General features: G+C 66.0%; 14 protein-coding genes, 1 tRNA gene and 1 pseudogene. 7 read left to right on the top strand and 9 right to left on the bottom strand.

Annotation, left to right across the window (positions count from 1 at the left end):
- Nucleotides 1–4 precede the first annotated feature (4 nt).
- Complete coding sequence (locus ACI2JO_RS12095; protein ID WP_404721150.1) at nt 5–409, bottom strand: GFA family protein; 405 nt, start codon at nt 407–409, stop codon at nt 5–7.
- A gap of 362 nt (nt 410–771) precedes the next feature.
- Here ACI2JO_RS12095 and ACI2JO_RS12090 point away from each other — a divergent pair, with 362 nt between their 5' ends.
- Nucleotides 772–2874, top strand: coding sequence for a TonB-dependent siderophore receptor (locus tag ACI2JO_RS12090; protein ID WP_404720946.1), 2103 nt, complete (start codon nt 772–774; stop codon nt 2872–2874).
- Nucleotides 2875–3540: 666 nt separating this feature from the next.
- Here ACI2JO_RS12090 and ACI2JO_RS12085 read toward each other — a convergent pair.
- The 5 genes and pseudogenes from ACI2JO_RS12085 to ACI2JO_RS12065 form a co-directional block, all read right to left on the bottom strand.
- Nucleotides 3541–3759: a hypothetical protein gene (locus tag ACI2JO_RS12085; RefSeq protein ID WP_404720945.1), complete on the bottom strand. Its 219-nt coding sequence runs from the start codon at nt 3757–3759 to the stop codon at nt 3541–3543.
- Between the two features lie 304 nt (nt 3760–4063).
- Nucleotides 4064–6751: a S8 family serine peptidase gene (locus ACI2JO_RS12080; RefSeq protein WP_404720944.1), complete on the bottom strand. Its 2688-nt coding sequence runs from the start codon at nt 6749–6751 to the stop codon at nt 4064–4066.
- A gap of 205 nt (nt 6752–6956) precedes the next feature.
- Complete coding sequence (locus ACI2JO_RS12075) at nt 6957–8585, bottom strand: sensor histidine kinase (protein WP_404720943.1); 1629 nt, start codon at nt 8583–8585, stop codon at nt 6957–6959.
- Nucleotides 8579–9196, bottom strand: a complete 618-nt coding sequence (locus tag ACI2JO_RS12070) for a response regulator transcription factor (RefSeq protein ID WP_404720942.1) — start codon at nt 9194–9196, stop codon at nt 8579–8581. The genes ACI2JO_RS12075 and ACI2JO_RS12070 overlap by 7 nt, the downstream gene beginning before the upstream one ends.
- Nucleotides 9197–9308: 112 nt before the next feature.
- A pseudogene (locus tag ACI2JO_RS12065) lies at nt 9309–9419 on the bottom strand (integrase catalytic subunit); the annotation flags it as partial.
- Between the two features lie 453 nt (nt 9420–9872).
- Here ACI2JO_RS12065 and ACI2JO_RS12060 point away from each other — a divergent pair.
- From ACI2JO_RS12060 to ACI2JO_RS12050, 3 genes are all read left to right on the top strand, one after another.
- The gene (locus ACI2JO_RS12060) at nt 9873–10283 is read left to right on the top strand and encodes a DUF2946 family protein (protein WP_404720941.1); all 411 of its coding nucleotides are present in this window, start codon (nt 9873–9875) and stop codon (nt 10281–10283) included.
- A gap of 83 nt (nt 10284–10366) precedes the next feature.
- The gene (locus ACI2JO_RS12055; RefSeq protein ID WP_404720940.1) at nt 10367–12580 is read left to right on the top strand and encodes a TonB-dependent receptor; all 2214 of its coding nucleotides are present in this window, start codon (nt 10367–10369) and stop codon (nt 12578–12580) included.
- 36 nt (nt 12581–12616) lie between these two features.
- Nucleotides 12617–13027 carry a PepSY domain-containing protein gene (locus tag ACI2JO_RS12050; protein ID WP_404721149.1) on the top strand — a complete coding sequence of 137 codons (411 nt, stop codon included), beginning with the start codon at nt 12617–12619 and terminating at the stop codon, nt 13025–13027.
- A 49-nt stretch (nt 13028–13076) separates the two neighbouring features.
- Here ACI2JO_RS12050 and ACI2JO_RS12045 read toward each other — a convergent pair whose 3' ends face one another.
- Nucleotides 13077–15200 carry an EAL domain-containing protein gene (locus ACI2JO_RS12045; RefSeq protein WP_404721148.1) on the bottom strand — a complete coding sequence of 708 codons (2124 nt, stop codon included), beginning with the start codon at nt 15198–15200 and terminating at the stop codon, nt 13077–13079.
- A 158-nt stretch (nt 15201–15358) separates the two neighbouring features.
- On the bottom strand, nt 15359–17005 hold the full coding sequence (locus ACI2JO_RS12040; protein ID WP_404720939.1) for a ShlB/FhaC/HecB family hemolysin secretion/activation protein: 1647 nt from the start codon (nt 17003–17005) through the stop codon (nt 15359–15361).
- 179 nt (nt 17006–17184) lie between these two features.
- Between ACI2JO_RS12040 and ACI2JO_RS12035 the strand changes: the two genes are divergently transcribed.
- A complete protein-coding gene (locus ACI2JO_RS12035) occupies nt 17185–19362 on the top strand; it encodes a FecR domain-containing protein (RefSeq protein ID WP_404720938.1) in 2178 nt (725 codons plus the stop codon).
- A 1090-nt stretch (nt 19363–20452) separates the two neighbouring features.
- On the opposite strand, the gene ACI2JO_RS12030 is transcribed toward ACI2JO_RS12035, so the two are convergent.
- Nucleotides 20453–20528, bottom strand: a tRNA-Thr gene (locus ACI2JO_RS12030).
- 163 nt (nt 20529–20691) lie between these two features.
- Between ACI2JO_RS12030 and ACI2JO_RS12025 the strand changes: the two genes are divergently transcribed.
- Both ACI2JO_RS12025 and ACI2JO_RS12020 read left to right on the top strand, forming a co-directional pair.
- Nucleotides 20692–21924 carry a hypothetical protein gene (locus tag ACI2JO_RS12025; protein WP_404721147.1) on the top strand — a complete coding sequence of 411 codons (1233 nt, stop codon included), beginning with the start codon at nt 20692–20694 and terminating at the stop codon, nt 21922–21924.
- 73 nt (nt 21925–21997) lie between these two features.
- Nucleotides 21998–26626, top strand: a complete 4629-nt coding sequence (locus tag ACI2JO_RS12020; protein WP_404720937.1) for an NAD-glutamate dehydrogenase — start codon at nt 21998–22000, stop codon at nt 26624–26626.
- Nucleotides 26627–26739: the final 113 nt, after the last annotated feature.

The following is a 26739-nucleotide window of genomic DNA, read 5'->3' as shown; positions in this document are numbered from 1 at the left end:
CTTTCTATGCCGGCGGTCCTTCAGGATACTGCGGCCTGCCGTCGTTGAGGATGAGCCACGCCTGTTTACTGGAGGTCCAGATATGCTCGGTCGGTTCGAAGAATTCGGGCCGGTCGAGGCTTCCCATCGACAACCCTATGGTTCCGGCGCTCCAGCGTTCGGAGAACAACGTTGTTCCGCAGTCCGTGCAGAAGCCGCGACGTATGCCGCTGTCGGCGCTCATCCATCCTACAGGGCCGTTAATTGCGACCCCAGCCAAGGGCACCATGACACGCGCGTAGAAGGCGGCACCCGTCGCCTTCTGGCAACGATGGCAATGGCAGACGCGCACATTTAGCGGCGCAGCGTCCGTGCTGTAGCGACAAGCTCCACAGAGGCACCCGCCTTCGGTCTTCGGTGAACTATTCATAGTCGCAATTTGCATCATCCGCGCAGATTATCGAACATCGGATTGTCCAAAGAGCCCCCGCGCGGCATTCCCCAAAACTCGATCAAATTCGGGGAACGCCGATGGCTTCCCGAAACCACAGCACGGCATCAAACGGGAATATAATTACCGCCGGTTGGCCACCTCGGCCTCGGTCCGTCCGGCGGACTGTCCGAGTGACGCCACCCGAGGTTTCTAGCGCGAGTGATGGTCTTGGAAAGCGGCCGCGCCGCTAGCTCTGCGATCTGCGCACAGATATGGTCATGACGCCGTGAAAAGGCCGATTGCGAATCACTCTCAATCGCACTAGGCGCTCCCTTCGAACACCAGAGGGGACCCAAATCATGAAGCCCATCATCCTGGCCGGCGTCGCGCTCGCTGCGTTGGGCGCCCTGCCCGCCCGGGCCGCTGCGCCGGAGGACACCGACCGCCGCACCGCTCAAGAGATCGCCGCGGATCGGGAGCGCGAGATCGTGGTCGAGGGGCGCCGCGACGAGGCCTTCGCCGGCACCAAGACCGAAACGCCGCTGATCGAGGTGCCGCAGCCGCTCACCGTCATCACCGACGACGTCTATCTGGCGCAGGGCGCGATCAACATCGCCGATACCGTCCGCTATGCCGCCGGCGTCAATTCCGATGCCTACGGCCGCGACACCCGCGTCGACAGCTTCACGATCCGCGGGGTCGATGCGCTGCAATTTCGCGACGGGATGCGCGACATCTTCAGCTATTATGCCAGCATCGCGTCCGACCCCTATAATTTCTCGCGGGTGGAGGTGGTGCGCGGCCCCGCGTCCGTCCTGTTCGGGCAGGGTTCGATCGGCGGGATCATCAACCTCGTGTCGAAGATGCCACTGTTCACCAACAGTGCGGACGTGAACCTTGTCTATGGCAGCTACGACCGCAAGGAAGTGCTGGCCGACGTCAACGGCGCGGTCGGCGAGACGCTGGCGGCGCGGATCGTCGCGCGCGCGCGCGATGCCGATACCTATGTCGACCATGTCCCCGACGACCGGGTGATGATCGCGCCGTCCGTCACCTGGCGGCCGGGCTCTGCCACCGACGTGACGCTGCTCGGCCTCTATCAGGACGATCATACCGGCTCGACGTCGAACTTTCTGCCGGTCATCGGCACGCTCTACGACAACCCCGGCAACCCGCGCCTGCCGCGCTATCTGTTCGTCGGCAAGCCCGGCTATGACCGGTATGACGGGCGGCTGCTGCAGGGGTCGGGGATCGTCACTCACCGGTTCACCGACGATCTGAAGCTCAGCCTGAAGGCGCGCTATATCGACAGCGACCTCGATTATTTCACCCATTACACCAACAGCTACAGCAACCCGACCAACCCCTATGTGGCTGGCAGCAACGGGCAGCGGATCGGCCTGTATGCGGGATCGTCGGTCGCGCGGCTCAACGTCTTTTCGACCGACAACAACATCCAGTGGCGCGTCCACACCGGCCCCACGATCGAGCACACGCTGCTCGCCGGGGTGGACTATAGCTGGAACAGCGTCCGCAAGAGCGACAATTACGGCTATCAGGTCATCGACCTCTACAATATCGATTATGCGTCGATCGTCGAACCGCCGCTCACCGCCCCCTTCAGCGAAGATACGCAGAAGCAACTCGGCCTCTATGTCCAGGACCAGATCCGGTTGTGGGATCGCGTCTCGGTGGTGCTGGGCGCGCGGCGCGACCGGGTGCGCGGCGCCAGCCTCGACACCACGACCGGCACGACCCGCCGTACCACCGATACCGCCACCACCTTCCGCGCCGGGATCATCGGCGAGGTGGGCGCAGGGGTGTCGCCCTTCTTCAGCTATACCGAAAGCTTCCAGCCCGTCGCGGGCCGCACCACCGCCGGCACCCCCTTCCGCCCGCAGACCGGCCGGCAGTTTGAGGCGGGGGTAAAGTGGCAGCCGGACCGGGCGACACTGGTCACGCTGACCGGCTTCCACATCAAGGAACTGAACCGCCCCATCGCCGATCCCCGCAACCCGCTCGGCCAGATTCAGGCGGGCGAGCTGACCACGCAAGGGTTCGAGCTGGAGGCGACGCGGACCCTGCCCGGCCATTACGACTTGTCGCTCGCCTATGGCTTCAACGATGTCGACGGCGACACGGGCGAGATCGGCTATCTGTCTCGCCACACCGCCTCGGCCTGGGGGACGAAGACGTTTGAGGGCGACTGGGCGACGCTGCGGCTGGGGGCGGGCGTGCGCTACCTGGGCCAACAGGTGTCGGGTAGCGCCGCCTGGACGATCGTCACGCCCGCGCGGACCATGGTCGACGCGCTGGTCGAGCTGGAGCGCAACCGCTGGCGGCTGCGCGTCAACGCGACCAACCTGCTCGACAACCGCGCCTATGCCTCGTGCCTCGCTCGCGGCGACTGTTTCGTCTCCGCGCCCCGCAACGTGATGCTGTCGCTGGGCTATCGGTTGTAGAGGCGATGGGGGGGGGCACGCGGAGGCTCAAAGGCACCACCGAAATGGCTCCTCCCCTTCGACGAAGGGCGGGGTGGAACGTTTCCGAAAAATTGCCTCCAGCATGAGCCTCGAAGGCAAGGGATGCCCTTCCCGAAAACGAACGACCAACGAGATGGCGCAGGCGTTCTCGGAATCGATCCCCATCGGGACGTTCAACGGGGCGCTGGCGTGGCGTTAGCGTATATCTGGATCCGCTTTATGTGACGCCCCCTGTCAAGCGATCGCGGTGATGCTGGACCGCTCGAACGCGGCGCAATACCGCAATGACGTGACCGCGACGATTGACCGCCTGTTCCCGCGCTGGACGCAGACACTGGGCGAGCTGCACCACGCCAACGCGCTGGTACGGTCGCAATGTCGGCGGTGTGCAACTGCGTGTCGATGTTGAGGCGCTGGCGCTGAAGCATGGATCATCGGCGAGCCTGATCGACCGCACCGATCGCTGCGGGGGCTCGATGCGGCGGCTCCTGTGCGCAACGCACGATCGCTGAACCTGACAGGCCACGTTTGCAACGACGGGACGGCTAGCTGACCCGGCTGTAACGCGGTCGCTTCTTAAGACGGAAGGCCAAGTTGCTGGCTCGGCCGGGCGGAGCAGGGGCGGCGGTCCCTGCCCCCGCGGGGTTACGCCTTCAGGCGGGCCATGCCCTCGGCGAGCATCCAGAGCGCGCGGTTGATGCCGACATTCTGGTCGATGCCGTGAGGATCCATCACCGCATCCGACATCCGTTCATGAACGGCGTACAGCGTGGTTTGCGCCAAATGCTGCCTGGCGGCTTTGGGGCGGCAAGACGTAAAAGGCGGATTTTTGTTCAGCCAGCCACCAACGCTGTAAAGACTCAAAGCTATTGCTGTTTGGCAGCCTTGAGGGAAGTCCGACGGTGTCGCTGCAGACGGCTTCGTATGCTCGAATCACAGGGGAGAGAGAGATCTCGATGTGGGCGTAGACTGAAGGTCTGCCCTCGGCGTGCGGCCTCCCCTCCCTTCCCCTGTTTCGACCTGGCCAATCAGTTCCTCTCATAGATGCGGTCTCGTCGGCTGGCGTCTTCACCTAACCGACCGGCCAAATAGGTTCCCAGGACATCAAAACGACCCGACCTGCGCCACGCGTGATCGCCACTGTGACGTCAGAAGGTGACCGCCACGATCAGGCGATGAACAGGCTCGTCTGATGCAGGTGCGCGGCGTCAAAACCGGTCGTCCACACCGCCGGTTCGGCATGGGCGGTGCCGAGGTCGAGAGTCGGTGCGGCAGTCTTCGCCGGGGCGTTCATGCCGTAGATGAACATACCGTCCTTTTCCTCGATCAGGTAGAGCGCGTTCATCTTGATGTTCTCGAATGTGATGCGGTCGCCGTTCAGGCGATCGTCGAGCCGCAACACGCTGTAGAAGCCATAAAGCCCATAGATATCGAGGTTGATCTTTCCGTCGCCATCGGGATCTGCAAGCTTCTGATCGAAGGCGAGGCGATCCTTTGCCTCGAAGTTCCTGATGCTGTCGCGTCCTGTGTCTTCCGCCATGTTGAAGACGAACGTGTCCGCGCCGTTGCCGCCGTCCAGGATGTCGTTGCCCTGGCCGCCACTGATGATGTCGTCGCCGTCCATGCCGAGAATGCGATCGTTGCCCCGCATCCCGTACATCTTGTTGGCGCGCGAGCTGCCGATCAGATAGTCGTTGCCGTCACCCGAGACGACATTCTCGATGCTGCCGTTCATCAGGGTCAGTGCGCCGGGATTGTCGCCCCAGCCGGGATTGCCGAAATAGACCTTGCCACCGGACAGGTTCAGCTCGACCCGGTCGGTCATCGCCGCCATGTCCAGCCAGTCCTCGCCGCCATTGTTGTCCAGCAGTTGCGACCGTCCCGACTGACCGTCGATCGCGGACATCGTCACAAATTCCTGCGTGTAATGGTAGACGTTGTTGCGGGTCAGCTCGCTGCCCGAGAATTCGAGCCGCATGTCCTTGACGATCGAGACCGATCCGGGCGTCACGTCCTCGAACGTGATCGTCCAGTTGCCGCCCGATGATTCTCCGCGGAAGCCGGCGAAGCCGACCGCTTCGGTGATGAGCGTGTTGTTTTCGCCATAGGCATAGCCGATCCCGTCGAGCGACGACTGATAGGTGGTGCCGTCGGGCGACCGGATCGTGATGCGGAAGGCGGCGGAATAATCGAAATCGTCGTAGCCGTTCGCCTGCGTCGTATAGGTGAAGCGCAGATCGAGATGCTCGATATCGACATCCTTGCCGACACCAATGTTGAAGACCATCGGCTTGGTCGCGATGCCGCCGTTGCTATATTCGGCATCGGGGATGATGCGGTTGAAGGTGCCGCCGGCGGTATAGACCTTTTCGTTCGCCGAGGTCTTCGCCGGGCCGAACAGCGACCAGACTTCAGCCATCCGCACCGCGCTGAAGGCGTCGACGGCGCCATAGCCGTAATCGGTGCTGAAGTGATAACCGCCGCCGTTGATGCGGGCCGCGCTGCCGTCACCGGTCAGGTGAAAACGGTCTTCGTTCAGGTAATAGCGAATGCCATTATAGGTGAGGGCGGTTTCGCCGGTGTTGAAGTCGACCGGCATGACGGCCGACGTGGCGAGGATGTTCTTGACGTCGCGCCAGCCGAGACCGGCGTTGGCGTCGAGCATCAGTCCGATGACGCCGCTGAGGATCGGTGCCGCGGCCGAGGTGCCGCCGAAGCTGTCTGTGTAATCGAGCTTGCCGCTGGGGTCGGCCTCGGTGTTGTAACCTTCCTTGCCCTTCAGGTCGGCGGTCCAGACGCCGCTGCTGCCCAGTTCGGCATAGTCGCTGGACGGCGCGCTGATGAGCAGGTGCGCGCCGCGGGTCGAATAGGAGGCGGCGTTGCCATCGATCTGGCGATAGGCGGCTACGGCAATGACGTGCCGGTCGGTGCTCGCCGAATCGAGCGCGCCGTCGACGGCGTAGAGCATCGCGGTGCTGTTGCGCACCATGCCGTAATTGCCCGCCGCATTGACCACCAGCGTGCCGAGCCCGTTGCGCCCTTCGTCGGTGGCCATCTTGAACGACTGCGCCATGCCGTAAGCGAACGAACCCTGATAAAGGCGATTGTCGTTCGGGCCGTGTGACGGCGTGCTGGGCCCCCAGCTGTTGTTGACGACATCGAAATCCTTCCACTGCGCAAGCGCATCGAAGAAGGCGGTATTGTCGTCGGCGTTGACGTAGATTCCGGCCTTGCGCCCGCCGCCCGAATAGGGATCGAAGATGTTCACGCCGGTGATCGTCGCATTGTATGCGACGCCGATCGTGTCGTCACCGTCGCGACCCGCCGCGATCAGGCCCGCGACCGCAGTGCCGTGCGGTCCCGAGAGTGGCGTATAGTCGCCGTCATAGGTCTTGCCGTTGACCACCACTTCCTTGCTGGCGTCGTACCGGTCGCCCCAGGCGTCGAGCCGCTTATCAATGCCCGAATCGTAGATGCCGAAGCTGACGCCGCTGCCATCGAAGTCCTGCCAGATCTTCATCATGTCACCCAGATAGCCCAGGTGCCATTGCTTGGCGGCGATCGGATCCTCGATGCCGGCCGCGATCGCGCGATTGTTGGTCCCGGCGCGCAGCGCCAGCGGGCTGTAGCTCGGCGCGGTCGGCCCCTGCAGCGCGGCGCTCCCCGCCAGGAAGGCCGACATACCGCCACCGGCATAGCTACCTGCCTGATCCGGGAAGTCCTGCAATGCCGTCGTAAACCCGACCGATATGTCGTGCGCCTTGCCGATCCGCGTCTGGAACGGCGTGTCGGCACTACGGACCGAAGCGAGCAGATCGTCGGTCAAGGCGGTAGCAGGTCGTGAAGAGACGGCCACGATGAGGTTCCTTCCCCATTCGACAGGCACGCGCGGGCGATCACTGTGCGGCATCAGCCCGCACGATGCGTAATCCACCGTGTCCGGTCGTGTGTTGTCGCTCGTTCCCCCGTGGCATCGAGCGTCTGGACATCATGATGGTGTAACAGGTGTTAACTTGGCAACCGGTGCTGTGGTCTAACGCAATTATACCTTGGTATAACGGCTAGGCAGCGGGCAGGAGCAGGCGAAAGGTGGTGCCGCCGTCGCGCGCGGGCGGGTCGACGGTGATCGTGCCGCCGATCGTTTGCACCAGCGCGTGGGTGATGGCGAGCCCCAATCCCGACCCCCGCCGCCCATTGAGCGGTCGCGCGACGGAGGCGAAGCGGCGGAACGGTGCCGCGCGCACCTCGGGCGGCAGGCCCGTCCCGGTATCGGCCACCGTCAGCTGATACTGGCGGTGGCCGTAGGTCAAGGATAGCGTGACCCGCCCGCCGCGCGGCGTGAAGCGCAGCGCGTTGTCGATCAGGTTCGTCAAAATCCGACGCACGGCCGCCGCGTCGACCGCGACCTCCGCCGCAACCAGATGTGCGGTCAGCGTGACGCCATATTCCTCCGCCTCGGCGGCCAGCATCGCCACCACCTCCCGCAATAGAGCAGCGAGATCGTGGCGCGTGATCGCGAGCGGCGTCAGCCCGGCCTCCAGCCGTTCGAGCGCGAGCACGTCGTCGAGCAGGTGCGAGATCGTCATGCACCCGCTTTCGATTGCGACCGCGGCGCGGTCGAGCGCCGGCTGCGCGCCGACCGTGCGCCGCACGATGGAGGCGTTCAGCGCGATCGCGCCGAGCGGCGAGCGCAGTTCGTGCATCAGGTCGGTCAGCCCGGCGGCGCGCGCATGCTCGCGGACAAAGGCGGCTTCGCGATGCTGGTGATGCAATGCCTCGATCAGCGCGGCGCGCGCGGCATAGACGACGAGGATCGCCAGCGCCATGGTCCCGGCAAGTAGCGCATTGCCGGGCAGCGAACAGGCGACGATGAACGACAAGGCGACGATAAGGATCGTCACCGCCAGCGGCACGAGCCGCGCGAGCAGCACCAGCCGGTATTCGGGCGCGTCGCGCTCGCCATCCGGCGTCGCCCGTCCGATCAGCCACAGATAGGCAAGGAACGGCAGGTCGCCGTAAGCGAAGACCGGCGCATCCATCCCAACCCAGCCATGTTCGATCAACTCGCGGCTTGTAATACCGACGACGGCATAGGTCGACAGGGTGACGAACAAAGCGCGCGACATGTGGCGGAGCGGTCGCGCAGGGTTGCCGACCACGCTGAGCCCGGCGAAGACCGCCATCGCGACATAGCCGAGGTACAGGAAAGTGTTGTCCGGCCCTTTCGGATCAGCATCGAACAGGTCCGGCCACGACAGGATTGTCATCAGCACCGCAAAGGCCAGCGCGAAGATCGCATCGAGCCACCGCAGCCGGCGATCGTCGCCGGGCGCGGCGAGCGGCATCAGCGTGAAGACCAGCACCGCCAGTCGCGCCTCCGACAAGCCCTTCGCCAACAATTGATCGTGGCGCAGCAAACTGTCCTGCACCGCATTGGCGATCCACTGTGCGGCCCATAGCAGCCATGCGAAGCTTCCCGCCTGCCACCGCCAGCGATCGGGAACGCCGACCGCGGGGGTTAGGCGGATCGTACGGGCGGCGCAAAGGATTGCCAGCAGCGCCATCCCCGCCGAGATAGTGTCGACGAACGGCTCGGCCCATGACGCGGCGAGCAGTTGCGCCACCACGATCGCGACGCCGGCGACGAGCCACCGATCGGGGCGCCCGAGCTTCGGCCCGCGGATCAGCAAAGACCGTGGCGTTCGGCCAGCCGCGTCAATGCCGGCAGCGAGGCGGCGCGCATCTTGCGCATGATGCGGGCGCGGATCACCTTCACCATCGCCTCGCTCAGCTCCAGCCGCGCCGCGATCAGTTTATTGGGTTCGCCGTGCGTCATCTCGGTCATGATCTGTTGCTCGCGCGGGCTCAGCTCGTCGAACGCGGCGCGCGCCGCCAGACCTTCGATCCGCCGCGGATGCGCGGCACGCTCGCTGTCCATCGCATCGCTGACCGCATCCAGCAGATCCTGATCGCGGAACGGCTTGGTTAGAAACATGAAGGCGCCCTGCCGCATCGCCTTCACGCTGAGCGCGACATCGGCATAGCCGGACATCATAATGACCGGCAGCGCGATCGCTGCTTCGGTCAGGCGGCGCTGGAAGGCGAGGCCGTCGACCTCTGGCATCCGTACGTCCATGACGATGCACCCGGCATGGGATCGGTTCAGGTCGGCCAGCAGCGCAACGCCGTTCGGATAGGTGCAGACCTGGTGCCCGCACATCTGCAGCAAGGTTTTAATTGCCTCGCGCATGTCGTCGTCATCCTCGACGACGAAGACTACATAATGAGAAGTCGCTGTCACCACCCGCCACGCCACCGATCCGTGCTACCAGCAAGAATATACCCGTGGATCGCTGCTGAGTCACTCCACAGCGCCATTCAAGCAGCCCCCACCGGATGCTCCGGGTTGTTAGTTAGTGCATTGTCGTCCCAGCCGCCATTGCCGGGCGTAGGTTGAGCGAAGCGGAAGCGGAGGCCGGTAATGGCTGTGTCGCCGCTTCCGGGGCCGGGGGGCGGTACCCTAGGTGTTTAGTCCCGGCATCTGGTGGGCGATGAACCGGCTAACGTCGCACTATCCCGACATCCACGCCGAGATTGTCGTCGACGGCCGACTGACCGACATCGTGAAGGATGGGTTCGCCGCTCCGCATGTCCTGGGCGGTCGCCTCGTTCGGATATTGGACCCGTGGTGCCCGCCGTTCGCGGGCTACCATCTCTACTATCCTGATCGTCGGCATCCGACGTCAGCGTTTCAAGCGCTTCTGGACGAGCTACGCCGCATCGCTTGATGTCGGAACGACTGAAGGACAATTCCCAAATGGAAACGGCGGGCGAGACGGTTGTGGCGTTCTCACAAGGATCGAATTTTGAAAATACGACTGGCTTCCCAAAGCCCATTTGCTGGAGGCCTTTTGAGAAACGACCGTGAGACCGATTGCCTCAGTGACAGTGCCGATATGCACAGCTAGTTAGCCTCCGTGCAGGCCGTCCGGCAACTTCTCGCGCAACGCCAATTTGCCGTGCTGCTGTGCGCGGCGACGCTGCTGCTGAAGCTGCTGGTCCCCACCGGCTATATGATCGACAACGATCATGGCCGCATGATCGTCACGATCTGCTCCGGCTTCGGTCCCGCGACCATGACGATGGACATGCCGGGGATGCACGGCGATATGCCCGATCACGGCAAGTCGAAGGATCACGGCAAGGCAGAAATGCCCTGCGCGTTCTCGGGACTGTCGGCCGCGATGCTTGGGTCGATCGATCCCGTCCAGCTCGCCGCGCTGATCGTCTTCATACTGGCCCTTGGCCGGATCGCGACCGTTCCGCCGGCTACCTCACGCCCGGCCTATCTGCGCCCTCCGCTGCGGGGACCACCGGCCTACCTCTGACCTGTCATCCCGCGCTGCTTCGTTCGGCGCGACCATGAACTGCGGCCCGCGCTCTCGGCGTCGGGCCGGTCAAAGGTATTCCCATGCTTCGAACACATATTTTGGTGGGCGCAGCCGCGCCCTGCCTGTTGCTGACCGTCCCGGCCGCGGCACAAAATCGCGACGCCACAGACGACCGCACCGATGCGACGATCGTTGTCACCGGCCAACGCGATCCGCTGAAGCTCGACAAGCAGGCACAGGCGAGCAGCCGCCTCCGATTGTCGATCCGGGAGACGCCAGCGAGCGTCGAAGTGCTGACACAGGACGATCTCCAGGTTCGCGGCCTTCGCACCGCGCGCGAGACGTTCAACGACGTGGTGGGTGCCATCGCCGGCAACGTGCCGGGCAATCCGGCCGTCGTCAGCTTGCGCGGCTTCGCCGGCAACACCGTGTCGATCCTTCAGGACGGCGTGCGGATTTCGACCTCGACCGTCGTTCAGCGCGATAGCAACAACTGGCACTACGACCGGATCGAGGTGCTGAAGGGGCCGGCCTCGGTTCTCTACGGCGAAGGCGCCCTCGCCGGCGTCATCAACAAGGTGACGCGCAAGCCGGTCTTGGGAGAACGCCACCTCGACACGCTGCTGTCGGTCGGCAGCTTTGACACGGTGTTCGCGGCCGGCGGGGTCAACCTGCCGGTATCGTCCACGATCGCGGTGCGGGCGGACGCCAGTTACCAGCGATCGAACAGCCTCTACGACGTGGACAACAACGACACCTTCTCGGCCGGGCTGACCGCGAGCGCGCTATGGAAGCCGAGTGATCGCCTGTCGCTGCTCGTCGCGATCGATCATTTCGAGGATAGCTACGACGCCACCTATCAGGGCTTGCCACTGCTCCCCGGCCAATATGCGCTACGCCCGACCGATGCCGTCACGACGGCGAATGGCCTGGTTGCGGATCGCGGTTTACGCCGGCGCAACTACAACCCCCAAGGTGCCTATTCCGGTGCCGACGAGACGACGGCGCGCTCGCGGCTCGACTGGTCGATCGGCAGTGGGTGGACCTTCGCGCTTGACCTGACCGGCTACACCGCCAATCGCCAGTTCCTGCTGGCGGACAGTCAGACCTTCGTCGCACCCACTGCGGTCTTCCCCAACGGCAGCTTCCGCCAGAGCTATCAGGATTTCCGTCACGATCACCAGTTCTGGAACGCGCGGGGGGTCGTCGGCAACGAGAGCCGGATCGCGGGGCTGCGCAACCGCTTCAGCTTAGGGATCGAGCATAACGCCACCGACTTCACCAGCCTGCGGCAACAGGCCCCGGTGACGGCGCTGCCCGCCGTGGATGTACGGGATCCCGCCGTCGTGCCGCGGCCGACAGGCACGGCGATCTTCACCACCACCAACGTCACCTTCGACTCCAAGCTGAAGCAGACATCCGTGTTCGCGGAGGATGCGCTGAACCTGACGCCCAAGTGGTTGCTGGTGGGCGGGGTGCGTTGGGACCACATCGCGCTCGATCGGACGACGATCCAGAACGCGACCGGCGCGACCGATCGCAACAGCCCGACCTTCGATCCCGTATCATGGCGGGCGGGCACGACGTGGGACGTGACACCAGGCCTGACGCTCTACGCGCAATATACGACGGCGGTATCGCCGGTGTCCTCCATCCTGCTGGCCTCGATCGCCAACAGCCGCTTCCGGTTGACCAAGGGCCACGCCTACGAGGCCGGGTTCAAGGCGACCGCATGGGGCGGGCGGGCGAGCGTCACCGGCGCGGCCTACCGTATCGAGCAGCGCGACATCCTGACCCGCGATCCGAGCAACCCGACGCTGACGGTGCAGGGCGGGCGGCAGTCGTCGCAAGGCGTCGAACTGTCGGCCGTTGTCTCGCCGGCGAAAGCGCTGCGCCTGTCAGGCGGCGTATCCTACGCCGACGCGCAATATGACGACTTGTCCGAGCTGGTGGGGGGCGTGCGGATGGACCGGAGCGGCAACCGCCCGATTAACATCCCCTCGACCACCGTGAACGCTTCGGCGCTCTATACCATCGCCGATAAGGTGACGGTGGCCGGCTTCCTGCGTCACGCCAGCGCCTTCTACACCGATACGGCCAATACGATCCGGGTTGCCGGGCACACCGTGCTGGATGCCAGCCTCTCGTTCCCGGTCGCACCACAAGCAACTCTGACGCTTCGTGGTCGGAATCTGACTGACGCCTTCTACGGCGAATATTCCGGCTATCCGACCACCAACGTCTATATCGGCGCGCCGCGGTCGTTTGAGGTGGCGCTGGCGACGCGGTTCTGATGGCCGCGCACCGCCGATCGGCAGCGACGCGCGCGCATCTTCGTACGCTGCGTCCATCTGTGGCTGGGGTTAAGCCTGGGACTGCTGTTTGCGGCGCTGGGCCTCACCGGGTCGGCGCTGGTGTTCTACACCGGCATCGATGCCGCGCTCCATCCGGTGGTCGAAGCCAGACCGGGTGATTTGCCGCCTGGCCTGGCCTCGCCGGCATGGGATCGCGCGCTGGCGACCGGGCGTGCCCGCTGGCACCATCCGGGCGACAAGTGGACGCTGGAGGTGACGGGCGAAGGCGGCCCCGTTCCCGCCCGCTACTACCCGGCGTCCGGTCACCGACATACCGGGAGTCGGCGATGCACCATCCGGGTCCGGTCGCAGGTGCCCGGTGATCCGCACCGGCGCTTCCCCGGCAGCTATGTATTCGTCGACCAGTTTTCCCGACCTTCAGGATAGCGTTCGATCATTCTCAGCTCGACCGTCTGAAAGTGTAGCGCCGATCCTCTTACCCGAGCTGCACCGCCAGCCGATCAGGCTCGATCCGATCGTTCAAGCGTCTGACGAGAGCGTCAAACGGCATCGGCCGATCGATGAAATAGCCTTGTGCATAGTCGCACGAGACGGAGCGAAGAAACGCTAAATTCTCGGCATCCTCAATCCCCTCGGCAACCACCTTCAGGCCCAGTGCGTGAGCGAGATCAATGGTGGAGCAGACAAGCTTGGCATCGCTTTCGCGCTCATGAGCGTATTGCACGAAGCTGCGATCGATCTTGAGCTCGCTCAGTGGCAATTCTCGAAGGTAGCTGAGCGTCGATTGCCCGGTGCCGTAATCGTCCATTGAAATGGCCACCCCGCGGGTGCGGAAATGACGCAGCGTTGCTGTCGCGGTGGCCGGATCCGACATTGCAGCAGACTCGGTAACCTCGAAGATCAACCCGTCGGGCGCAATCGGCGCGCTATCAAGCAGCTTGTCCACTGCGGCGATGAACGCTGGAGAGTCGAGCAGCTTGGCGGAAATGTTGACCGCTGCAGTCACCTCGTGGCCGCAGGCGCGCCATTGTGCGGCATCATCAATCACCTGTGCCAAGACGTGAAGGGTTAGTGGTCCTATCCGGTCCGTCTGTTCGGCCAGCGGAATGAAGGCACCCGGCGATACGAATCCGTGATCGGGGTGTCGCCATCGCACCAGCGCCTCGACGCTGGCGATTCGATCGGTCGCGAGCGCAAGCTTGGGCTGGTAATGCACCTCGATGTGCCCCGCGGCGATCGCCGCGTCGAGCTCACCCATCAGCGATACCGCATTCTCAAGGCGTTGGCGGTTCAGGGCTGCACGACGCCAGAATACCCCGGCCGAGGCGGCCTCGCCGGCCGCCAACGCTGCGGCGGCCATGTCACCGTCGTCGGCAACGCCAAGCGCGACGGCGACATCGACCTTACGCCCCGCAATTTCCACGGGTTGGAGCAGTAAGGTGCGCAGGGTCGCAAGCACGTCCTCGACGATCTCGTTGGTCGGCATCAATAGCGCGAGCTGGTGGCTGCGAATGCGATAGACGATGTCGTAAGCGCTGCAGAGCCGCAGCCGCTCTGCGGTACGAACGATGCCCTGCGCGACCTGCGCGGCGTCGAACACCGCAGACAATTCTTCGAGATTGGTGAGCTGTACGACACACGCGACCCCTCCCCGGCCGCCGCCCTCGCTAACCATCGCTCGCTGATTGGGCAGCCCGGTCGCTTCGTCATGCAGCCGCCCCTTGCGGAAGCGACGGAATATGTCTCGAGCGGCAAACAGGCCTCCCGCGGTAGCCAGCATCAGCCAGCCAAGGCCGAGCGGAAAGTGGATCGCCAGCCAACGCTGCGCCGCCAGAACCACAATAGCCAGCGTGATCAGCCCGGCCGTGAAAATGCAGGCCGACACGTCACGGCGACGCGCGCGGACACCTGGGAAGCACAACAGCATCGCCAGCGCGACGGTCGCCAGCGGCGTGCCGCGCGCCGGCACGCCGCGCAGCAGCGTCTCGGCGCCTAGCGCCTGGATGATTACGCCGGGCAGGACACCACGAAGGGGCGCAGGGTAGCGATCCCCCATCTCGATGGCGGTTGCACCGACAAGGATGTTACGTCCTCGTACCAATGCGGGATCGAATGCGCCGTGCTCGACCGCGACAAAGCTCAGCCGTGGGATCGTTGCGGGATTTATCGAGAAGTCGACCGGGTATTCGGCGTCCGCCTCGCCAGCACGCGCCGCTATATAAGCTGACAGCGAAGGTCGCGGGATTCCGGCGGTGATCGTGGCAAGCGGCAGCGAGCGAACGAGCCCATCGACATCCGGCGAGAAGCTGACCGAAGCAAGCGCAGCATGCGCGCGAAAAGCGCCAAGCGGCAAGGCGTCGAGCGTGCGGCGATCACCGGCCCCGGCCTGCTGACCGAACGTCGGCAAGGTTACCAGGCCTTCGGCGCGCTTAAGCGCTGCGGCGAAGGCGCGATCATCATCCGGCTCAGAAGCGCTGGAGAAGTCGACGTCGAAGACGATAGTCGCCGCGCCCGCCGCACGCAGCTGATCAACTACCGCGGCGTAATGACGCCGCGGCCAGGGCCAGCGCCGGATCTCGGCGACGCTGCGTGCATCCATCTCGACGATTGCGACTTGCTGGCTAGCGGCGTGCGATTGGATCGCGAAGCGTAGAGGCTCCAGCGCACGCATGATCGGGCCGCCGATGTCAGGCAACATCCCCGCCATGCCGACAAGCGCAGCGGCAAGGAGGATCAGTGCGTTGCTGGTCAGACGCATCAGAAGGCGCGAGCGACGCGCAGCGAGATACGCGGACGTCGATCACCGGTGTCAAACCGCACGTCGCTCAAGGGCAGCGCGGCCTCCGCCATCCAGTCGAATCGACCAGTGCCGATGCGCAATCCGACACCTGATGAGACGAGACTGCCTCCACCGGTGCCGCCGCCAAGATTGCCGACCGCACCCCCGTCTACAAAGGTATAAAGCTGCCCGCGGTCGACGACGCTACCGGGGATTCGGCCGATGTCGGCGCGCAACTCGAGCGATCCCATCGCACCTTGGTCGCCGGTCCGCTCGGCGTAATCATAGCCGCGCCCGAACGCCGGCCCGCCGAGGCCGATTTCCATCGCCGCAAGAAGTGGACGCGAGGCGAGCTGACCGGCGCTGGCGATGACCATGCTGAACGGCTTGCCGAGCCTTACTGTCCAATCGACCAAATAGGTTCCGGCTACGAAGCGCGCATCACCGTCGAAGCGCGAGCCGAGCAGCGAACCGGCGTGGGTGACGCCAGCGAGCGGAAGTCCGGCGAGTGCAGCGACTTCGCCACGTAGCGTTCCCCCGCCAAACGCCATATTGCCGCCCACCGTCCCCGTGAGGGTTGCGATGCGATCACTGCGTAGCCGCCGCCGCGCGATGTCCTGGTCGGTTCCCAGGGCGCGGAGCTCGGCGGTCGCGAACAGGCTACGGGTTCGGGTCCGCAGGAGCGGATATTGCAGCGAGACGGCCGCATCGGCGCTGCGACCGCGAACATCGAGTGTTCTCAGGAAGCCACCGGGACGCGTTCGCGCAAGTGACCCGGACGCCGAAAGAACCAGACCATCGTCGCTGATGATGGAGCTATAACGCGCCCGTGCGAACGCAAATTCGCTTGGCTGGAGCGGTGTCTGAGACACAATCACGGCCAGCTCGTCACCGTCGTTGAGCAGCGAATGCAGGGTCGCAAGCGCCGTCGAGCGGATCGGGCCGACTTCCTTGCTGCCACGGTTGTCGATCTGGACATAGCCTGACGCCCGGTCGGTTTCGATCGTGACGAGCAGAATCCCGAAGCCATCCTGTCGAACCAGCCGAGTGTCGGTGACCCGGATGCCGGGCACGTCACCAACGAGCAACAGCGCTCGCTCGAGCTGCTTTTGCCGCACTGGCTGGCCGGTGGCGAGCGCATGGCCGAGCATCCGATCCGCCGTCGCGCTGCGACCACCGACAACGCGTACCGCATCGATTTTGCCAAGGTCGAGCGTCACGCGCAGCACGCCGTCGCTTTGTGCCTGTGCCGGCACACGCGCGGTGGCAAATGGATAGCCCTGCGCCCGCGCGACACCTGCGATAGCGCCGGCAAGCGCCGCGACCTGATCGCGGTCGAGCTGCTGCCCGATCACCGCTGTGATAGGAGCGGCAAATAGGGACGGTGCTAGCCGGTCGCGCCCTTCAACGATCACTGCGCGCACAGCCCGCGTCAGTGCTGACGACGTGCCTGCCACCGCTGCCGCCGGTCCCGGGTGCGGAGCCGCGATCGGGCCTTGCGGCACCTCCGCTGCCGGCAAGGTCTTCTCGATCAATCGCGGATCGGCTCGGTCAAGCGCGGTTTGCGCCTGCGCACCTTGTGAGGCCAGCGCCACCAGCAGCGGCCATCTTGTTACGCGCGTCATGCAATCCGATCCGGATGAAGGAAGCGGAGCAGTAACCGGCGAAAGATTGTTATTTGGTTGAGGGGGTTAGAAGCAGGGTTACCATCAATTCAACCACGTCCGGTGTAAGGCCTTAAACACTATCACCGCCATGCGCAGCGCTGTTCGGGAAGATTGTGACCTGACCCGGGGAGCTATTCATGCGTCGCACCTTGTTGGCCGTGCTGGCGGCAACCTGTTCTGCCCCGGCACTAGCGGCGCCTGCGGGTTGGACGATCAGTGAAGCAAGCGGCGCAGTGACGATCGCGCGGTCGGGTGTCAGCACCATTGCGACGCGCGGAACGGCGGTCAGTGCTGGCGACGTGGTAACCACCGGCCCCGGCGGGCGGGCGGTGCTGGTGCGTGGCACCGAGTTCATGATGGTCGCACCATCGTCGCGCCTGCGCCTGCCCGCCGAGGCACAAGCGGCCGGGGTGACCCGCGTGGTGGAGGAGTTCGGCAACATCGTCTTCATGATCAAGAAGAAGATGACACCACACTTTGAGGTAAAGACGCCCTATCTGGCCGCCGTCGTGAAGGGCACGACCTTCTCGGTCGGTGTTTCCGATCAAGGCACCGCGGTCCAAGTACTCGAAGGGGCCGTGGACGTTGCGACGCTCGACGGTGGCGCGCACGATCTGGTGACCCCCGGCGCGGTGGCCATGATATCCGCATCGAACCGGATGCGGATGACGATCGAGGACAACGGCCGCTCCCGGGTGATCGAGTCGCCATCAGCAGCCGCAACCGAGGAAGCGGCACCGCCCGCGCCGCCTGCGTCTTCCGGCGAACCAGCGAGCGCCTCGCCATCCGTCTCGCCGGTCAGCGAGCCGATCGCGGTCACGGCGTCGAACGTAGACGCTCCGGTCATTGGCGCGTCAGGCAGCGAGGTCGCGGCTGTTGAAACCACCGCAGCACCGAACGAGAGCGTGGAGGTGGCCAGCCCAGCCCCGGTGTTGGCGCAGGCGGTTTACGCGCCCGCCGCGTCGCTGACGACCACGACGGGCGGCCTCGTGTCCGGGTCGGTCGGCGGCGATGTCGCGGGCGTTGCCGCTGCCACTCGGCTTGCCACTGAAGCGGCGATCACAACGACGCGCGTTGTGGAAGCGGCGGCGGTGATCGTTCAAAAACAGTCTGCCACGCTTGCCGCCACGGAAACTGCCGAAAAGACCAGTGTCAGCGCCGCGGCCGCGACGCAGGCCAAACTGGATGCGGAGCGCAATGCGTCAGCCGCTGCTGCTGCCAGCGCAAAGGCCGCCGACGCAGCTGCCCGCGCGCAGGCCGAGCAAGAGCAGAGTGCCGCGGCAAGGATCGCAGCCGCCGCAGCGGCGGATCAGGCCGCCAGAGCCGCCGCTGCGGCCGCTGAGCAGGCCGCACAGGCCGAAGCAGCACGTCTTGCGACGGCCAGCGCACAGGCCCAGGCGGAGGCCGAGGCGGGCGTCGCGACGAAGCTTGCGCAGCAGCAGATGGAAGCCAATGCGCGTGCCTCCGCACAGGCGGCCGCACAGGCGCAGGCGCAGGCCCAAGCCGCTGCAGCACACGACGCAGAGGCAACGCGGCTGGCGCAGGCCGCACAAGCCGCCGCGACCATGCTTGCAACTCAGCAAGCGCAGCAAGCCGCCGCGCAGGAGGCGGCGCGAATGGCGTCGGAAATCGCCGCACGGCTTGAAGTCGAAGCCGGACGTGCCAACGACCCCGCCGCACGCGCCGCCGCGGACAAGGCTGCGCGCGATGCTGCGAAGGCGGTCGCTGATGCGGCACGCGCCGCGGACGAGACCGAAAAGGTCAAGATGGACAAGGTGGCCCGCGACGCGGCGAAAGACGCTGCGGATCAGGTGGCCAGGGCGGCACGCGATGCAGAGCGCGCGTCCAAGGACGCCGCCGACAAGGCCGCAGCAGCCGCCGCCCGCGAGGCGGAGCTTGCTGCGAAGGCCGTAGCCGACGCCGCCGAGCGCGCTACCAAGGCCGCCAGCGAGGCCGCCAAGGCGAATGCCGACAAGGCCGCAAAGGAGGCAGACAAGCTGGCTCGCGACAAGGACGCGGAGCAAGCAGCGAGGGAAGCGGCGAAGGCGGCGGCCGAAGCGGATAGCGCCGCACGCGACAAGGCTTCGAAGGAGGCCGAAAAGGCGGTCAAGGACGCGGAAAAGGCAGCAACAAAGGCAGCCGAGGAAGCTGCCAAAGAGCAGGAGAAGGCAGCCAAAAACGCGCAAAAGGCGGCGGATGATGCGGCGAAGCAGCTCGCCAAGGAAGCTGATGGCGTAATCAAGGGGGTTGGAAAGAGTATCGAGAACGCAGCGGAAAAAATCAAGGATTTGCTGAAGGGTAAAGTGGGAGGATAACGGTCTTTCCGGCTACGCGCATTTAAAGAAGCAGCCAAAGCTCATATCGGTCGCTGGAGTCTCGAAGCGATCGAGCAAGATTGGACGGGACACAAGGTGGCATCTACTCGGTCGATGGCCAGCATCGAACAGCACATCATTTTGGAAGCGGCCTTTCTCAGACCCATTTCTCTATGAACGACTGCTTACGCCTTTGGAAGCTTAACGATCAGTGGTGACTGGCCGGGGCGTTACTCAACGGCGACGATCGAACCGACGTTCGCCGCACGAGGATCGCCGATTAGGTTCACGATCCACCTGAAATGCGGCGAAGCTCCCTTACTTTGGCTCGGCTCACAACCGAGACGAAAGGCTGGAGAGGGTGAGCAATCGGAACCATCGCGCAACACCGGCGTGCGAGCGCGGCTGCCCCCGCAGCGATGCGCATGGCGCGGTGCGCGATGCGCTCCGCTGCTACGTCGGCCTCGGTCGCGCGTAAAAGTCGATCGATCTCGCCAGCGAGGCGGGGGTGCGGATCCCTGCAGTGCTTCCTCGTGGCGTCGATCTGCACGATCGCGCGGCCGGGTGCGGTGTGCGACATTTCGGTGGCGCGGGAGCGGCAACAATGGTCGCTTGGATCGGACACGATCGACCTGAACCCGCACGGCCGCGCACAGAACAAGAAGCGCCGGCCGGTGCTATCCGTCATGCCTCTTCTGGACGAATGGCTGCAAGCCGAGTGGGACGAATATCAGGCGCTGCCCGAGAAGGAGCGCGTCTGCCGCGGATGGCTGGTGAATTACTATGGCCGGCCGGTGCAGGTCGTCGACCGCGTCTGGAACACCATGCTGACCCTGCGCCACAGCCTCGCCACCCCGGTCCGCAACCGAGGCGCGGCGCGCTGGGATCTGGAAGGCTTCATCGGGCACCGCGCCGCCAGCCAGACCGAAACCGATCGGCGAATTTCTCACCGTGGTAACGGCCCTGAACGGCATCATCGCCGAGCTACACCGACTGACTCCGGGCTCCCTGCACCGGAACGACACCGGAGCCAGCCGATCATTCCCACAGCTGCGGGAGATCAAAATGCCCGGATGACAATGTATAAAGGTGGTGCCGCTTACAGGACTCGAACCTGTGACCCCCGCATTACGAATGCGATGCTCTACCAGCTGAGCTAAAGCGGCCAACGCGCCTCCGCGTGGGAAACGTCGTGGAGGAGGCGCTTAGCAGCGGGAATCCGCGTTGACAAGCCTTCACCGGCTTTACCCGGTCTTTACCATCCGCACGGCAAAAGCGTCGGGCGAATCCGGCCGAATGACAGGCCGCTCGCCGGAACGGACGATGAGCATGGACAGCGCACGCGGCTACGACGATCTTCGTCAGGACGACGACCCCACCGAGGGGGGCGTTGGCGAAGCACAGGCGCCGGTCGGCTCCGATGAGCGCCGGATGCAGGTACGTGCCTATAATCACTGGGTATCGCTGCTGCACGGTCGCCCATATCCGGCGATCGACGATCTGGAACCGGAAAGCATCGCCGATTTCGGGCCGCACAGCGTGCTGCTCGATTTCTCTGCCGGCGTCGAGGATCCGGCAATCCAGTTCATCGGCCGCGCACTGCGCGAGGAATGTGCGGTCGACCAGTCGATCGCGCGCATCTCCGACGTGCCGTCGCGCTCGCTGCTGTCGCGACTGACCGACCATTATCTGCAGATCATCGCGAATCGCGCGCCGATCGGCTTCGAGGCCGAGTTCACCGGCACACGCGGACATAACACGATGTACCGCGGCATCCTGATGCCCTTTTCCTCGGACGCGCAGTCGATCGACTATATCTACGGCGTCATCAACTGGAAGGAGCTGGTTCCCGCCGACGATCAGGCCGGGCTCGATGCCGAGCTGGCCGCCGCGATCCGTGCGCCGCGTCACGATCCATTGCCCGGCGGCGTCTGGGCAGACGGGCCGTGCGCCGCCGCGCCGCTGCCGGAGCCAGAAATTGCCCCCGTGACGCTCGACGAACTGCTCGCCGCGGCGCGCGACAGCGCCGCCGCGGCGCGGGTCGCGCGACTGCGCAGCCATGCCGCGCTATACCGCGCGCTGGGCCGCGCGCATGACGTCGCGCTCGCCGCTGCCGCTGATCCGGCGCGGCTGGACGAACTGCTCGCCGCCGCCGATATCCGTGTTCAGACGCGCGCGCCGATGACCGCGATCGCCAAGCTCGTGTTCGGCGCGGATCACGACAAGACGCGGCTGACCGAGGCCGCCACCGTGCTCGCCTGGGCGCAGCGCACCGGCATCGGCCAGGGCGCGCTCGCCCACGCGCTGGAGCGCGTGGAGGGCGGGATCAAGGGACTCGTCGCGAGCGAGCGCGCGCTTCGCCTGCCCGACGCCGAGGACGCCGCCCCCGCGCTGCCGCTGGCCGACCGCGCGCCACTCGCCGAAGTCGCGATCGACAGCGGCCTCGGCGAAGGCGCGCCGGTCGTGCTGCTCGGCCGCGCGACCGCAACCGGGATCGTCGTCGTCGGCACGGTCGGTGACGATGCGAAGCTCGCCGCGCAGGTGCTGCGCCGGCTGCATTGATGCAATTCCACGCTGCAACAATGCAGTGCGGCAACGCTTGAGCTAGAAGCGGGAGGGGCGCATAGCTTCGCCCATGCCGGAAAAGTCTCTTCAGATACTGTCTGCCGCGCTGGCGGCCCGCCTCACCTATCGCGCGCTGCCCGGCGAGCTTGCCGGCTTCGGCGAGGACAAGCAGGCGGAGGCCGCAGCCTTCCTGGCGCAGACCGCGGCGGTGCGCGCGCCGGGTACTCCGGTGCTCGCGCTCGAGCAACTGCCCGGTGACGGCGCGCGGCGGCGGATGCGGCTGGCGATCGTCAATGACGACATGCCGTTCCTCGTCGATTCGGTCGCGGCGGCGATCGGTGATCGCGACATCGCGGTCGATCGCGTCATCCACCCGGTGATCCGCGTCTCGCGCGACACCGAAGGCCGGCTGACCGATATCGAGGGCGCGGACGGCCGGCCCGAGTCGATGATCTATATCGAGCTGGAGCGCGTCGACGCGCGCGACCGGCGCGCGCTGACCGACGAGATCGAACATTTGCTCGCCGACGTCCGCGTCGCGGTGCGCGACTGGCGCGCGATGCAGGCGACGCTCGCGGCCGACGCCGGCGTGATCGACGATGTCGGCGGCGATCCGGAAGGCGCGGCGCTGCTGCGCTGGTTCCTTGACCGGCATTTCACCTTGCTCGGGCATGAGCGCTGGCACGCCGACGGCACGGTGGACGCGGCCGCACCGCTCGGCATCGTCGTCAACGACCATGCGGTGCCGATCCTCGCCGACCGCTCGCGGCGGCTGGCGATCGACTATTTCGTCGCGGGCAATTCCGCGCCGCTGCTGCTCAAGTCGAGCCTGATCTCGCCGGTCCATCGCCGGGTCCCGCTCGACCTGCTGGTGGTGCCGCTCCACACCGGCGGGCGCGTGACCGGGCTGTCGATCCACGCCGGGCTGTGGACCTCGGCGGCGCTCAACGCCCCGCCGCGCAGCGTGCCGGTGCTCCGCCAGCGGTTGGCGGCAAGCGAGGCGAAGTTCGGCTTTGATCCCGCCGGCCACACCGGCAAGGCGCTGACCCACGCCATCGCCACGCTGCCGCACGATCTGATGACCGCGATCAGCGCGGCGTCGATGGAGGAACTGGCGCTCACCGCGATGAGCCTCGCCGACCGCCCGCGCCCGAAGCTGGTGCTGGTCCCCTCCCCGCTCGGCCGGCACCTCTATGCCTTCGTGTGGCTGCCGCGCGACGAGATGACCACCGCGCGCCGCGTCGCGATCGGCGAGATGCTCGCCGAGGCCGCCAACGGCCAGGTGCTCAACTGGTCGACCAGCGTCGAGGACGGGCGCGTCGCGCTGCTCCGCTACACGATCGACCTGCGCGGCGCGGGCGTGCTGCCCGATGCGCTGACGCTCGATGCGCAGCTCGAGAAGATGGTGCGCGGCTGGGCCCCTTCGATCGAGGCCGCGCTGGCGGACGAGGTCGGCCCGGCGCGCGCCGCGCGGCTCGCGCTGCGCCACGCCGCCGCCTTCCCGGCGCGCTACCGCACCGGCGCCACCGCCGACGAGGCGGCACGCGACATCGTTTCGATCGCCAACCTCGACGGCGAGGCCGACCGCGAGGTGCGCTTCACCGCTGGCGGCGACGGCATGCTCCACCTCAAGGTCTATCGTCAGGGCGGGCCGCTCGCGCTGTCCGATGCGGTGCCGGCGCTCGAGCATTTCGGTTTCCGCGTGATCGAGGAAATGCCGACCGCGCTGACTGACGAGGAACGCAGCTCGATCCACGACTTCACGCTCGAAACCAAGGCCGATATCCCGACGGTGCTCGCCGGTGCCGAGACCTTGCAGGAGGCGCTGGCGCAGGTCCTCGAAGGCCGCGCCGAGGATGACGGCTTCAACCGGCTGATGCTGGAGGCCGGGCTGTCGCCGTCCGAGGTCGTGCTGTTCCGCGCCTGGTATCGCTATTTGCGACAGGCCGGGATGAGCTACGGCCCCGCCAATGTCGTCGACACACTGACCCGCGTAAAGGACGTCACCAAGGCGCTGGTCGCGCGCTTCGTCGCGGTCCACGACCCCGCCTCGACCGCCGATGCCGACGCGGCGCAGGGCGTGATCGACGCCGGGCTCGACGCCGTCACCGGGATCGACGACGACCGCATCCTGCGCGCCTTCCGCGCGGTGATCGACGCGACGCTGCGCACCAACGCCTTCACCCCGGCGTCGAGCGAGGCGCTGGCGTTCAAGCTCGACAGCGCGAAGATCCCCGGCCTTCCCGCACCGCTGCCGTGGCGCGAGGTGTGGGTCTATTCGCCGCGTGTCGAGGGCATCCATCTGCGCGCCGGCCCGGTCGCGCGCGGCGGGCTGCGCTGGTCCGACCGCCGCGACGATTTCCGCACCGAGATCCTCGGGCTGATGAAGGCGCAGCGCGTCAAGAACGCCGTCATCGTGCCGACCGGCGCGAAGGGCGGCTTCTACGCCAAGCAGCTCCCCGCCCCCTCGAACCGCGACGCGTGGCTCGCGGAGGGCACCGAGGCGTATCGCATCTTCATCCGCACATTGCTGTCGATCACCGACAATATCGAGAACGGCACGGTCGTTCACCCACAGGGCGTGACGATCCTCGACGGCGAGGACCCCTATTTCGTCGTCGCCGCCGACAAGGGTACTGCGACGTTCAGCGACGTCGCCAACACGATCGCACTCGACCGCGACTTCTGGCTCGGCGATGCCTTCGCCAGCGGCGGGTCGCAGGGCTACGATCACAAGGCGATGGGCATCACCGCCAAGGGCGCGTGGGTCTCGGTCCAGCGCCACTTCGCCGAGCGCGGGGTCGACGTGCAGACGCAGCCGATCCGCGTCGCCGGCTGCGGCGACATGTCGGGCGACGTGTTCGGCAACGGGATGCTGCTGTCGAAAGCGATCAAGCTGGTCGCCGCCTTCGACCACCGCCACATCTTCCTCGACCCCGATCCCGATCCCGCCACGAGCTGGGACGAGCGCGCGAGGATGTTCGCGCTGCCACGATCGAGTTGGGCGGATTACGACACGTCGCTGATCTCCGCAGGCGGCGGGGTGTTCGCGCGCGACATGAAGTCGATCCCGCTCACCCCGCAGGTGCAGGCCGCGCTCGGCATCACCGCCGACCGGATGGAGCCGACCGCGCTGATCTCGGCGATCCTCAAGAGCCCCGCCGACCTGATCTGGTTCGGCGGCATCGGCACCTATGTGAAGGCAGCGAGCGAGAACAACGCCACCGTCGGCGATCCCGCCAACGACCGGCTGCGCGTCGATGCCGAGGAACTCCGCGCGATCGCGATCGGCGAGGGTGCCAATCTCGGCGTCACGCAAGCGGCGCGCATCGCCTTCGCCGCACGCGGCGGGCGGATCAACACTGACTTCATCGACAATTCGGCGGGCGTCGATTGCTCGGATAACGAGGTCAACATCAAGATCGCGCTCAACCGCGAGATGATCGAAGGCCGGCTGTCGTTCGAGGACCGCAACGTCCTGCTCGGCAGCATGACCGATGACGTCGCGCAACTGGTGCTGGAGGACAACCGCCTCCAGACGCTCGGCTTGTCGATCGCCGAGCGTGGCGGCGCACAGGCGCTGCCCAGCTACGTCCGGCTGATCGAGGTGTTCGAGGAAGCCGGGCGGCTCGATCGCCATGTCGAGGGGCTGGCGAACAACACCGACCTGCTGCGCCGCACCGGCGAGGGCCGCGGCCTCACCCGCCCCGAGCTGGCGGTGCTGCTCGCGACCGCGAAACTGTCGCTACAGGACGAGATCGAGCGATCCGCGCTCGGCGAAGACGATGCGTTGCTCCCCGACCTGCACGCCGCCTTCCCACGCGCGATGCAGGAGCGGTTCGCCGACGCGATCGACGCGCACCGCCTGCGCGACGAGATCGTCGCGACCAAGCTCGCCAACCGCATCGTCAACCGCATCGGCATCCTGCATCCGTTCGAGCTGGCCGAAGAGGAAGGCGCGACGCTCGCCGACATCGCCGCGATGTTCGTCGTCGCCGAGCGGCAGTTCGGGCTCGCCGCGCTGTGGCAGGCGATCGAAACCACCCCGATGCCCGAGGCCGGCCGCCTCGCATTGTTCGACGAGGTCGCGGTCGCGGTCCGGTCGCAGATCGCCGACCTGCTCCGCGCCACCGCGCCGGGCACGCTGCCCTCGACCGTGCTCGCGCGGCTGTCGGGCGGGATCGACCGGCTCGCGGCGGCGACCGACGACCTGCTGCTCGACGAGGCGCGCGCACATTCGCGCCGCATCGCCGACACGCTCGAGACCGTCGGCGCGCCGCACGATCTGGCGCTAAGCGTCGTGCGGCTGTTCGAGCTGGACGGTGCGGTCGGCCTCGCCGACCTCGGCGAGCGCGCCGCGATCGACGAAACGCAGCTTGCGCGCGCCTTCACCCGGCTCGGCGAAGGGCTCGGGCTCGACTGGGCACAGGGCACTGCGACGCGCATCAACCCCAGCGACCCGTGGGAGCGGCTGCTCATCGCCGGCCTCGCACGCGACTTCCAGCAACTGCGGCTCGACTTCCTCGGCCGCGGCGGTGGGGGCGATCCCGTCGCACTGGTTGACGCATGGCTGGCGAGGAACGCCGCGCGCGTCGGACAATTCCGCGCGGTGATCGACCGCGCGCGCAACGCGCAGGCGCCGAACGCCGCGATGCTGGCGCAGATCGCCGGTCAGGCACGCGTGCTGCTCGGCCGATGATCCCTGAAATCCCCTCCCCCTGCGGGGAGGACGCCGCGCTTGTTTCCCGGAAGCCTGCTATTGAGAGACTAGCGTTTTCATAGCTTAACCCGAACGACTTACCGCGCGCCCGT

It is taken from the genome of Sphingomonas sp. NPDC079357, from assembly GCF_044901155.1.
Taxonomy (GTDB): Bacteria; Pseudomonadota; Alphaproteobacteria; order Sphingomonadales; family Sphingomonadaceae; genus Sphingomonas.
Note: the sequence above shows the minus strand (reverse complement) of the source record. Positions and strands in the feature narration are given on the sequence as shown.